Source organism: Gaetbulibacter sp. M235 (assembly GCF_043876835.1).
Lineage (GTDB): Bacteria > Bacteroidota > Bacteroidia > Flavobacteriales > Flavobacteriaceae > Yeosuana.
This window is the reverse complement of sequence record NZ_JBAWJZ010000003.1, coordinates 185,554-198,407: the sequence shown is the minus strand read 5'-3', so window position 1 is coordinate 198,407 and position 12,854 is coordinate 185,554. Positions and strand designations below refer to the sequence as shown.

8 protein-coding genes and 2 tRNA genes are annotated in these 12,854 nt (G+C 31.5%); 6 read left to right on the top strand and 4 right to left on the bottom strand.

Annotation, left to right across the window (positions count from 1 at the left end):
• Positions 1 to 537: an RNA methyltransferase gene (locus V8G69_RS06140; RefSeq protein ID WP_394880945.1), complete on the bottom strand. Its 537-nt coding sequence runs from the start codon at positions 535 to 537 to the stop codon at positions 1 to 3.
• Between the two features lie 143 nt (positions 538 to 680).
• Here V8G69_RS06140 and mutS point away from each other — a divergent pair, with 143 nt between their 5' ends.
• From mutS to V8G69_RS06125, 3 genes are all read left to right on the top strand, one after another.
• A complete protein-coding gene (gene mutS, locus V8G69_RS06135; RefSeq protein ID WP_394880944.1) occupies positions 681 to 3,260 on the top strand; it encodes a DNA mismatch repair protein MutS in 2,580 nt (859 codons plus the stop codon).
• 95 nt (positions 3,261 to 3,355) lie between these two features.
• Positions 3,356 to 3,427 (top strand) — tRNA-Gly (locus tag V8G69_RS06130).
• 29 nt (positions 3,428 to 3,456) lie between these two features.
• Positions 3,457 to 3,540, top strand: a tRNA-Leu gene (locus V8G69_RS06125).
• Between the two features lie 115 nt (positions 3,541 to 3,655).
• Here V8G69_RS06125 and V8G69_RS06120 read toward each other — a convergent pair.
• Positions 3,656 to 4,861 (bottom strand): 3-deoxy-D-manno-octulosonic acid transferase, encoded by a 1,206-nt coding sequence (locus tag V8G69_RS06120; RefSeq protein WP_394880943.1) that lies wholly within the window; start codon positions 4,859 to 4,861, stop codon positions 3,656 to 3,658.
• A gap of 191 nt (positions 4,862 to 5,052) precedes the next feature.
• Between V8G69_RS06120 and V8G69_RS06115 the strand changes: the two genes are divergently transcribed.
• Together V8G69_RS06115 and galE are read left to right on the top strand one after the other, a co-directional pair.
• Positions 5,053 to 6,207: a DegT/DnrJ/EryC1/StrS family aminotransferase gene (locus V8G69_RS06115; protein ID WP_394880942.1), complete on the top strand. Its 1,155-nt coding sequence runs from the start codon at positions 5,053 to 5,055 to the stop codon at positions 6,205 to 6,207.
• Positions 6,200 to 7,219 (top strand): UDP-glucose 4-epimerase GalE, encoded by a 1,020-nt coding sequence (gene galE, locus V8G69_RS06110; protein WP_394880941.1) that lies wholly within the window; start codon positions 6,200 to 6,202, stop codon positions 7,217 to 7,219. The genes V8G69_RS06115 and galE overlap by 8 nt, the downstream gene beginning before the upstream one ends.
• Before the next feature lie 6 nt (positions 7,220 to 7,225).
• On the opposite strand, the gene V8G69_RS06105 is transcribed toward galE, so the two are convergent.
• Positions 7,226 to 8,350 (bottom strand): sensor histidine kinase, encoded by a 1,125-nt coding sequence (locus tag V8G69_RS06105; RefSeq protein WP_394880940.1) that lies wholly within the window; start codon positions 8,348 to 8,350, stop codon positions 7,226 to 7,228.
• Positions 8,351 to 8,370: 20 nt separating this feature from the next.
• Positions 8,371 to 9,150 (bottom strand): LytR/AlgR family response regulator transcription factor, encoded by a 780-nt coding sequence (locus V8G69_RS06100; RefSeq protein ID WP_394880939.1) that lies wholly within the window; start codon positions 9,148 to 9,150, stop codon positions 8,371 to 8,373.
• A 541-nt stretch (positions 9,151 to 9,691) separates the two neighbouring features.
• Between V8G69_RS06100 and V8G69_RS06095 the strand changes: the two genes are divergently transcribed.
• Positions 9,692 to 12,850, top strand: coding sequence for a SusC/RagA family TonB-linked outer membrane protein (locus tag V8G69_RS06095; RefSeq protein WP_394880938.1), 3,159 nt, complete (start codon positions 9,692 to 9,694; stop codon positions 12,848 to 12,850).
• The last annotated feature ends 4 nt before the right edge of the window (positions 12,851 to 12,854 follow it).

Below are 12,854 nucleotides of genomic sequence, written 5' to 3'. Positions count from 1 at the left end.
TTACTTTAAAGTCGTTATTTTTGAAAATATATCCCAAACCACCACACCACAGCTCACAGAAATATTTAAAGAATGTTTGGTACCATATTGCGGAATTTCAATTACAAAATCACTGGCTGAAACAACTTTTTGTGATACGCCTTTTACTTCATTACCAAAAACCAAAGCGTATGTTGTGTTTTGTTCGGGTGTAAAATCGTTGAGCATAGTTGCATTCTCAGCTTGTTCAACTGAGCAGATTTTTATACCATCGGCTTTCAGTTTGTCAACTAAATCTAAAGTGTTTTCAAAATATTCCCAATCAACGGTTTCTGTACTTCCTAAAGCTGTTTTATGAATATCTTTGTTTGGTGGAGTTGCAGTTATGCCACATAAATATATCTTTTCAATTAAAAAAGCATCACTGGTTCTGAATACTGAACCAATATTATTTAGACTTCTAATGTTATCTAACACAATAATAAGCGGTGTTTTTTTTACAGATTTAAAGTCTTCTACACTTAACCGGTCTAACTCGCTATTTTTTAATTTTCGCATTTATGAATTTGTGAATAATTATCAATAAGTAATTAAATTTCAATTTCTAAAAACATGAAATAATAATTACATTAGCACTTCTGTTTAGGTTACAAAAATAACATATAAATAACATTCCATTGGCAAAAAAAGAAACCCCTTTAATGAAACAATATAATACGATTAAAACCAAGTATCCTGATGCTTTGTTATTGTTTCGTGTGGGCGATTTTTATGAAACTTTTGGTGAAGATGCTATAAAAACAGCAGGTATTTTAGGGATTATTTTAACCAAACGTGGCGCTGGAAGTGAAAGTGAAATTGAACTTGCAGGATTTCCACATCACTCATTGAACACTTATTTGCCTAAATTGGTAAAAGCTGGTGAGAGAGTTGCGATTTGTGACCAACTAGAGGATCCAAAACTTACTAAAGATATTGTAAAAAGAGGCGTTACTGAATTGGTGACACCTGGAGTAGCTTTTAATGATGAGGTTTTAATATCTAAATCCAACAATTTTTTGTGTTCGGTGTATTTTGATAAAACCAATATTGGAGTATCATTTTTAGATATTTCTACAGGTGAATTTTTAACTTCTCAGGGAAATGCAGAATACATTGATAAGTTATTGCAAAATTTCAATCCAAGTGAAGTTTTGGTGTCAAAGCAAAAGCGGAATACGTTTGCTGAAACTTTTGGAAAAGACTTTCATACATTTTATATGGAAGATTGGATTTATCAAGCTGATTACGCCTATGAAACTTTAACGAAACATTTTAATACAAAGTCTTTAAAAGGATTTGGTATTGAAGATTTATATGAAGGCATTATTGCTTCAGGGTCGATTTTGCATTATTTATCAGAAACACAACATAATAAAATTCAGCATGTTAGCTCTATTTCAAGAATAGCCGAAGACGATTATGTTTGGATGGATAAGTTTACCATAAGAAATTTAGAACTTTACAATTCTACAAATAACAACGCCGTAACACTTTTAAATGTTATTGATAAAACCATTTCGCCAATGGGTGGTCGTTTATTAAAGCGTTGGTTGGCATTGCCATTAAAAAATGTTGAAAAAATTAAACAGCGTCATGAAGTGGTTGACTTTTTATCAAAGGATAAAACCACACTTCAAAAAATTCAAAACCACATCAAGCATATAGGCGATTTAGAACGTCTAATTTCTAAGGTTGCCACAGGAAAAGTTAATCCGAGAGAAGTTATTCAACTTAAAAATTCGTTAGAAGCTATTGTTCCTATAAAATCAATTACAACTAACTGTAATAATCAATCCTTAAAAGTTATTGGTGATACACTTCAAAGTTGTGAAATACTTCGAGAAAAAATTAAAGAGACCTTGAATGAAGATGCACCTGTTAATGTTTTAAAAGGTAGCACGATTGCACAAGGATTTTCATCTGAATTAGATGAATTAAGAGGGCTATCAAAATCAGGAAAAAATTATTTAGAAAAAATACTTGAACGCGAAAGTGAGCGAACTGGCATTACTTCTTTAAAAATTGACTCAAATAATGTGTTTGGATATTATATTGAAGTTAGAAATACCCATAAAGACAAGGTCCCTTCTGAATGGATAAGAAAACAAACACTTGTTAGCGCGGAGCGCTATATAACCGAAGAGCTAAAAGAATACGAAGCTAAAATTTTAGGAGCTGAAGATAGAATTCTGGCTATTGAGCAGCAATTGTTTTCAGAATTGGTCGGTTGGCTTAATCAATACATAAAAGCTGTCCAGCAAAATGCTTTTTTAATAGGTCAGTTAGATTGTTTATGTGGTTTTGCACAATTGGCAAAAGATAATCATTATATATATCCAACTATTGATGATTCCTTTGATTTGGATATTGTAGATGGAAGGCATCCGGTTATTGAAAAGCAATTGACTATAGGTGAACACTATATTGCTAACAATGTGTATTTAGACAGAAGCACACAGCAAATCATTATGATTACGGGTCCGAACATGTCTGGTAAATCGGCTATTTTACGTCAAACGGCACTTATTGTGCTTTTGACGCAAATAGGAAGTTTTGTGCCTGCAAAATCAGCTCGAATTGGTTTGGTTGACAAAATCTTCACTAGAGTAGGTGCTAGTGATAATATTTCTATGGGAGAGTCGACCTTTATGGTAGAAATGAATGAAACAGCTTCCATTTTAAATAATATTTCTGATAGAAGTTTAGTGCTGCTTGATGAAATTGGACGTGGAACCAGTACTTATGATGGCATTTCAATAGCTTGGGCAATAAGTGAATATTTACATGAACATCCTGCTAAACCTAAAACATTGTTTGCAACTCATTATCATGAACTTAATGAAATGACTGAAACCTTTGAGCGGATTAAAAATTTTAATGTATCCGTAAAAGAGTTGAAAGATAATGTTCTTTTTTTAAGAAAATTAGTTGAAGGAGGAAGTGCCCATAGTTTCGGAATTCATGTAGCAAAAATGGCTGGTATGCCACAGCAGGTATTACATAAAGCAAATAAAATTTTGCAGAAATTAGAAAAGTCACATTCTAGTGAAGAGCTAACTGATAAAGTGAAATCATTAAAAGATGATATGCAATTGAGTTTTTTTAAATTAGATGATCCTCTACTGGAAAATATTAAAGAAGAAATATTACATATTGATATTGATACACTTACACCAGTTGAAGCTCTTATGAAACTTAATGAAATTAAGCGTATGCTTATAAAAGAAAAACGCGCTTAGAAATAAAAAAATTATTTTAGTAAAAAGCCTTTGGTTTTATAATAAAAATTATAAATTTGCATCCGCAATAACAATATTGCACGTTCATTAAAACTGCGAAAGTAGCTCAGGGGTAGAGCATCACCTTGCCAAGGTGAGGGTCGCGGGTTCAAATCCCGTCTTTCGCTCTGAAACTTTCTTTAAAATATACCAAGACGCTGAGGTGGTGGAATTGGTAGACACGTTGGACTTAAAATCCAATGGCCATTAGGCTGTACGGGTTCAAGTCCCGTCCTCAGTACTAAAGCCTTATCAAATTGATAAGGCTTTTTATTCTCATTTAACTTATTAATATTAAAAATCTTTGACAACATTTAATCAACAAAAACAAGGTGTTCCAAGTTCAGTTGAATAAGTTAGCTTATTTTTAAGTATTTCATAATTACACTAACAGCACCTTTATTTTGCTTTATATATTCCGAATTTTTACTTCCACTTTCCATTCTTTTTTCTTGGTTTAGAATTAAGTCATTCAAAATAGTATCAAATTCTTGCTGATTTGAAACATCAAACATGCCATAGTTCTCAATCATTGTATTGGCTTCTGGAAATTTGGAATGGTTTTTACCAATAATAATAGGGACTCCAAAAACAGCGGGTTCTAAAGTGTTATGCAATCCAGTATTTCCATAAGCACCACCAACATAAGCGATATCTGCATAACTATAAATTTTTGAAAGCAACCCTATGGTATCTGCAATAAACACTTGGGTTTTTGATAAATCTTTTGCTTCTTTTTCTGAAAACAAAACAGTTTCGGTCTTTAATTTTTCTTTCAGATTTGCTATCTGATTTGTTTTTATGTTGTGAGGAGCAATAATAAATTTAATGTCTTTTGAGCTTTCAGAATTTATATAATTAATAAAAAGGTTTTCATCTTCTGGCCAAGTACTACCAGCAACTACGCATAATTTATTATCCTTAAAAGATTCAATAAAATCTAAGGAATTATTTTGTAGTAATTGGTCCGATACTCTGTCAAATCTGGTATCACCAGATAAAGTGACATGGTTGTAATTTATTGATTGAAGTAGTTTTATTGAACTTTTGTTTTGTGTAAATATATGTTCAAAGGAAAAAAGAGCTTTTCGTAATTCTGAACCATAAAATTTAAAATACGGTTGATTTTTTCTGAAAGAAGCAGAAATTAAAATGGCGCGTAAGTTTCTTCTTTTTACTTCATTCAAAAAATTTGGCCAAATGTCATACTTTACAAATACGATTAATTCTGGGTTTACAGTATTTAAAAATCGCCTTGCATTTCTTTTTGTGTCTGCTGGCAGGTAAGTTACAACATCTGCAATTGGAGAATTCTTTCGTATGTCATATCCTGAAGGAGAAAAAAAAGTCAGTACAATTTTATGTGATTGATAATGATTTCTTAAGGCTTTAAATACTGGAAGACCTTGTTCATATTCGCCCAAAGAAGCACAATGAAACCATAAGGTTTTATCTGTAGAATTAAGTTTGCTTTCCAGCAAGGAAAAAGTCACGGATCTACCAGCCACTCCCTTTTTAATTTTTTCATTAAAAAGAGATACGCATTTTAAAATAAAATGCATGATATAGGTTGCTATGTTGTATAAAAAATTCAAATCAAAACTTTCAAACAAAAATACATTTCTTTAAAAGAAAATCGTTGTTAAGCAACATGAATTTTGTAATTTCGTATCTCATTAATTCTACCCATGTGAGTGTCAAAAAAGATTTAATGTTTTCTGAAAATCTGTGGAGGAATTTTAATTTTTTTTAAATGAAGAAAATTCAAATGGTTGACCTAAAAGGTCAATTTGAAAAAATCAAAGATGAAGTTAATTCATCAATTCAAGAAGTTTTAGAAACTACCGCATTTATAAATGGACCTAGAGTTCATCAATTTCAAAAAAATTTAGAAGAATATTTAGGTGTTAAACATGTAATTCCTTGCGCCAATGGAACCGATGCGTTGCAAATAGCAATGATGGGATTGGGTTTAAAGCCAGGGGATGAGGTTATTACGGCCGACTTTACTTTTGCTGCAACCGTTGAGGTTATTGCACTTCTTAATTTAACACCGGTATTAGTAGATGTAAACCCAGATGATTTCAATATTAGTATTGAAGCCATAAAAAAATCTATCACACCAAAAACAAAAGCGATTGTTCCAGTTCATTTGTTTGGAAAGTGTGCTGATATGGAAGCCATAATGGAAATTGCCAAAGAGCATAATCTATACGTTATTGAAGATAATGCTCAAGGTATAGGTGCAACTTACACTTTTAAAGATGGCAGAAAAGCAAAAACAGGAACTATTGGTCATGTGGCGTCTACATCATTTTTTCCATCTAAAAATTTAGGATGTTATGGTGATGGTGGAGCAATTTTTACCAATGATGATGCATTAGCTCATACCATAAGAGGAATTGTGAATCATGGTATGTATGTACGTTATCATCATGATGTTGTAGGTGTTAATTCTCGTTTGGATAGTATTCAAGCCGTTGTTTTAGATGCTAAATTACCACATCTTGATGCTTATAATAAAGCCAGACAGTTAGCCGCTAAAAAGTATAATGCAGCTTTTGTTGGAGAACAAAATATTATTACGCCAATAGGGAATCCTGCTTGCCAAGGAATTTGCGATACGTGCGATTGCCATGTATTTCATCAATATACTTTAAGAGTTAAAGGTGTTGATAGAGATGCATTAGCAAATTATTTAAATGAAAACGGAATTCCATGTGGGGTTTATTATCCAATTCCGTTACATAAGCAAAAAGCATATTTGGATTCTAGATATAACGAAGCAGATTTTGAAGTTACCAATCAGTTAGTAAAAGATGTGATTTCTTTACCGATGCATACTGAACTTGATGATGAACAAATTGAATTTATAACTTCAAAAGTTAAAGCATTTATAAATGGATAAAATATTAGTTACAGGTGGATTAGGTTTTATAGGATCTCATACCGTTGTTGAATTGCAAAATGAAGGCTATGAGGTTGTAATTATTGATGATTTATCAAATTCTTCAATAAAGGTTTTGGATGGAATTACTTCAATAACTGGAAAAAAGCCAATATTTGAAAAATTAGATTTAAAAGAAAAATCAAAAGTTGAAGATTTCTTTAAAAAGCATTCTGATATAAAAGGTGTTATCCATTTTGCTGCCAGTAAAGCTGTTGGTGAAAGTGTTAAAGAACCTCTTTTATATTATGAAAACAATATAAGTACTCTGGTTTATATTTTAAAAGAATTAAAAAAATTACCGGAAGCCAGTTTTATTTTCAGTTCATCTTGTACTGTTTATGGACAAGCAGATGAATTACCAATTACTGAAAACGCCCCTATAAAACAAGCAGAATCTCCATATGGGAATACTAAGCAAATGGGGGAAGAAATTATAAGAGATACTTGTAAAGTAACACAAAATTTAAAAGCCATTGCCTTGCGTTATTTTAACCCAGTTGGAGCCCATGAATCAGCTAAAATTGGAGAATTGCCAATAGGGGTGCCGCAAAATCTTGTGCCATTTATCACTCAAACAGCTATTGGTTTAAGAGAACAACTTTCTATTTTTGGAGATGATTATCCAACACCAGATGGCACATGTATTCGTGATTATATTCACGTAGTAGATTTAGCCAAAGCACATGTTGTTGCTTTTAAACGTTTGTTAGAAAACAACAATAAGTCGAATTTTGAAACCTTTAATTTAGGAACAGGAAAAGGAAGTTCGGTATTAGAAGTTGTTCATTCTTTCGAACGTGTTTCTGGTGAAAAATTAAATTATGAAATTGTTGGCAGACGTGAAGGTGATATTATTTCGGCCTACGCAGATACTACAAAAGCTAATAATGAATTAGGTTGGAAGTCTCAACTTTCATTAGATGATGCCATGCGTTCTGCTTGGAAGTGGGAGCAGGTTGTTAGAGGTTAAAAATAACTAATAATTGTGTGTGATTTCAGAAATTGATAGCTGAATAGGGAAGCTTAATTTCGTAACTACTTTATCGGATCTGTTATAAATTTTTAATATGTAATTGTTTGCATAGAGTGTATTTAGGCGTTCTTTAATATTGGTGAGACCGGTTCCTTTTTTGAATAAAGTAGTTACATCTTTATTTAATTTTTCCCCATTGTTTTTAATTATAATTATGAGTTTATCATGTTTCCTGTGGATACGTATAAAAATTTTCAGTGAAATAATGTCTTTATCAAAACCATGTTTAATTGAATTTTCAACAATGGGTTGAATAATCATATTGGGAATCAAAACATTTTCCAATCCTTCTTCAATATCAATGTTAAAACTTAATTGGTCTGAAAATCTCATTTTATTAATATCTATATACTTTTTAAGTATGAGTAACTCTTCTTGTAATTCAATTAAATTTTCATCTTTCTTATCTAAAACATGTCTTAAAATATCACTTAAATCAACGACTATTTTTTTAGACTTTTCAATATTTATATCCATTAAAGAATAGATGCTATTTAAAGTGTTGAAAAGAAAATGTGGGTGTATTTGAGCTTGTAAAAATTTTAATTTTGAATCAGATAATTGTTCTCGTAGTTTAGCCGCTTGTATTTGGATTTCTTGATTTTTCAGAAAATAATAATACATATAGATGATGGTAACTAAAGAAAAATATATTAAAAAATTTAAATCTATAAGACTAATAAATGCTGTAAGATAATCATTGAATGAAAAATTAGCTGCCATTTGAGAGTCTGTTAGGTTCTCTATGACCCAAGTAATTCCAAGCGTAAATACACCAAGGAAAAACGAAAAAAAGAGATGTATTAATCCAATGTAAATCAATTTGGTTTTTTTGTTTATCAGAAATTTTGTAGTTGATACCATAAAAACTATAAAGATTGTAACAACTACCCAATCTATAAAATGGTTTAAAAAAAATTTACTCCAGCTTGTTTCTTCAATCCGTTTCGGGTATTTTAATCTTAAAAATGATAGTTTTGAGGCGTAAATAATCACAAAAAAAGCGTATAAACCAGATAATATGCTTATAAGTTTAAAATCTATTTGTTTTTTTAGTTTTTCAATCATAAAGTAAAGTTCTCTAATAATTAAATTCCCATTTTTTTCTGAAATTCTTTTTTATGCGTTTTGCTGATTCTAAATAATTTTTCGTCTTGCATTTTTACATCAATCTCTCCATAATTTGAATAAATTACTTCATTAATAAAGGAAATATTTATAATAGTTGATCTATGAATTCTAATGAATTTAGATGAATTGAATTGATCTTCTAACGAATTTAATGATTCACGCATGAGGTATTTTTTCTGATCAGAATAGATTTCTGCATAGTAACCTGACGCAACAATATATTTTATTTGTTTTTTTTCTATAAATGAAATTTTACCATTTGCTTTTATGGCAAGTTTGGTTTTTCTTATTTCTGAAAAATCCTCGTTCGGATTTTCTATATATTTCATTAAGTCATTTATTTTTTCACTCAATTCCTTGGACTCATTAGAAAAAAAAGACTCAATTACTTTATTTGTAGATTGAAAAAAACGTTCATCTTTAAAGGGCTTTAATAAATAATCAAAAGCAAAAAACTCAAATGCTTTAAGGGCAAATTCATCAAAAGCCGTTATAAATATAACCAAAGGTCTAATAGAGGACTCAATTTGTTTTAATACATCAAAACCTGTCATGTCTGTTAATTGAATATCGAGAAAGATTAAATCTGGTTTCTGATCAATAATAATCTCAATAGCTTCTTTCCCAGAACCACATTCTTTAATTAATTCTATCTCTTTAATATCAGTTAATAAATTAGAAACCCGTTTTCTGGCTAAAAGTTCATCGTCAACAATGATGGTTTTTATTTTAGTCATAATCTTTTACGTTACATTTTTTTCTAAAACTAATATATTTTAATTTGCTGAACATGATATTTTATAACCACTTATAACAATAAATAAGATGTTCACATCAAAAAAAAAAAAATTGATAGCTCATTTTTGGTTGTTCAAATCAATTTATAAATTTAGAAAAGCTTTAACAGTTTAAATAAATATTATTTTAAATACTTGATTAATAATGTTTTAAATATTTATGATAGATAAAAGATATTTTTTAACATATCTGTAAAAAACGATTAGAAAACAACAAAATGTATTTTAACCTAAAAAGTAAATATATCAAATCAATTTAAATGTACTTCAAATCATTAGCCCTAATATAAAATAATTTATTGTCTTCTTTTACTATGCAATTGTGTAAGGTTAGGTGGCTTAAGAACTTTACTTACTACTTTAAGTTCCACTAAACTTTAGTTTATTCGTGAAGCGATTTTTTTGAATTAGTCCTTTAAAAAACGTCTTAGCTACCTTCCTTATCGCAATCTGCTTAGACTAACTCATAAAATTTTTATTCATGAAAGTAAAAAACTACTATTTTATGTTAGTGCTGTTACTCTTTGGCTCAACCATAGTGATAGCACAAGAAAGAACAATTTCTGGTAAGGTATCAGATAATTCAGGATTACCACTTCCTGGTGCGACTATCTTAATTAAAGGAACTACAACAGGAACGTCCTCAGATTTTGATGGTAATTATTCAATTAAAGCAGACCAAGGGTCGACTCTTGTGTTTAGTTTTGTTGGATATATAACCCAAGAGATTAAGGCAGGAACTTCAAATTCAATAAATGTAGTATTATCTGATGATACGCAAGCATTAGAAGAAGTTGTTGTAACGGCTTTAGGTATTAAGAGAAATGAACGATCCTTAGGGTATTCTGTAAACTCAGTCAAATCTGACCAGATTACAGAAAACTCTGAGCCAGATTTATTGCGTTCGTTAAATGGTAAAGTTCCTGGAGTAAGCATCAACGTTTCAACAGGAGTTGCTGGGGCAGCTAATAAGATTAATATTAGAGGTACAACTTCTTTTCAAGGGGGAAATCAACCTTTATTTGTAGTAGATGGAACACCGTATAGCAATGATGAAATAGAAACTTCCGACCAAGTGGTTGGATCTGGAGGCAGCTATGAATCGGGGATTTCATCATTGGACCCAAACGATATTGCTGATGTACAGGTTTTAAAAGGAGCGGTAGCCGCTGCACTCTATGGCTCAAGAGCTGTTAATGGTGTGGTTTTGATTACTACCAAATCTGGTAAATCGGGAGGTTTTACAAACAAAAAGTTTGAAGTATCCCTTAATTCAGGCCTTTATTTTGAAAATATAGCTAATCTTCCTGATTATCAAAACACCTATGGAAATGGAACCAATTTTAATTATAATAACGCTAATGGTTCTTGGGGAGCAAGATTTGATTCTTTAGAAACTATTCCCACATGGCCTAATTTGTTAAATGCATTTCCAGATCAATTTGGACCTACAGTACCTTATGTTGCTCAACCGGACAATGTTAAAAATTTATTTAGAACAGGTGTTGTTTCAGACAATTCCATAAATATTAATGTAGCAAAAGAAGATTCAAACTTTAACATAACAATATCCAACCTTGATCAAGAAGGTTATATACCCTACAATACTTATAGAAGAACCAATTTTTCAACAGGAGGTAATTATAAATTAGAAAATGGCTTAAAAGTGGGTGCTAATTTAAGCTATTCAGATAGTCAACAAGTAGGCGGTTTCTTTGGAGAAAACCAATTTGCAGGTCAAGCATCTTCTTTTGCAAGAGCATTAGTACTTGGTAGAACTTGGGATTTAACTTTGCCTTATGAAGATGCCAATGGAGCATCGGTTATACCAAATGGTGGTTGGGATCACCCACTTTGGTCTTGGAAGCACAATCAAATTATTACAGATGTTAATAGAACTGTTGCCAACGTAAATTTTGCTTATGATTTTAATAGCCATATCAACATGAAGTATCAATTAGGTGTTAATAAATATGATTTAGCAAGAAAGGAAATCACCGACAAAGGTTCAAGAGCAGCAGCAGGTCTTGGTAGAGTTAAAACAGAGGACTATAGCTCAGAAGAAATTGAATCTACATTGGTTTTAAACTTTAATTATGATTTAAACAAAGATTTGAATTTAAATTTCTTAATTGGGAATAACGTAAACCAACAGTCATTTCACGATGTTGGATATACTGGAACCAACCTTATAGCCGATGGTATTTTTACAGTAAATAATACGGCAAACGTTGTATCAGATTTTGATCTTATTTCAAGAAAAAGAATTGTGGGTGTTTTTGGAGATCTTGGGTTGAACTATAAGGATTATTTGTTTTTAAATGTTACAGCTAGAAACGATTGGTCTTCAACATTACCAAAAGAAGATAACAGTTTTTTATATCCATCTGTTAATACCTCATTTATTTTTACTGATGCCTTAGGCATAGGAGGTGATGTTTTATCGTATGGTAAAATAAGAGGTGGATGGGCAAATGTGGGTCGTGATGCTAGTGCTTACCAAATTAATAAAGTGTTTGGACTAGGAGCCGTATTTGCGGGACAACCAACGGTATTTTTACCGGCGACATTGGGAAATCCTAATTTAAAACCAGAAAACACAGAAGAAATTGAACTTGGTACAGACCTTGAATTCTTTAATAAACGCATTGTTCTTGACTTTACTTGGTACAAAAAGACAACCACAGACTTAATCTCTCGTGTAAACGTACCCAACAGTACAGGATACTCTTCATTTTTAACCAACATTGGAGAAATGGAAAACAAAGGGATTGAAATAGGATTGACATTAGTTCCTATAAGTACAGAAAACTTTAGTTGGACATCTTATACTACTTTTACAAAAAATGAAAATGTTGTTAAGGAGTTGATTGAAGGACTTGATAGGTTTCCAATTGATGTTAATCAAGTTGGCTATGTGCAAAAGGGGCAACCTTTCGGCATATTTTACGGCACTGCTTTTGCCAGAGATGACGAAGGTAACTATTTGATTGAAGAAGGCGGAGGAGGAGTTTTGCAAGCCTTGGAAAGCCAAGTTATAGGTGACCCTACCCCCGATTTTAAAGTTGGGTTTACAAACACCTTTAAGTATAAAAACATTAGCTTAAGGGCTCAAATCGACTGGAAAGAAGGAGGAGATATACACTCATCAACCATTCAAGGATTATTAGGAAGAGGTGTTACTAAAGACACCGAGGACAGAGAGCATACATTTATTATACCGGGGTTCTATGGAGACCCAACAACAGGTCAGCCAATCTTGGATGGTTCAGGAAATAAAATCCCTAACGTCACTCAGGTTACCATGAATAATTTATATTTCTCTCCTACTACAAACAGTAACACGTTTGCAATCAACAGTGTTGATGAGGCTGATGTATATGATGGTACTGTTTATAGATTAAGGGAAGTTGCATTAACATACGATGTGCCTAAAAAATTTCTGGATAAAACATTTATTGGATCCATGTCAATTTCAGCAATTGGAAACAATCTATGGTATTTTGCTCCTAATGTTCCTAAGTACACCAATTTTGACCCAGACGTAACATCATACGGTTCTAGTAATTTACAAGGCATAGAAACACAATCGGCCCCTAGTTCTAAAAGATATGGTCTTAAGGTTAATATAACATTTTAATTAA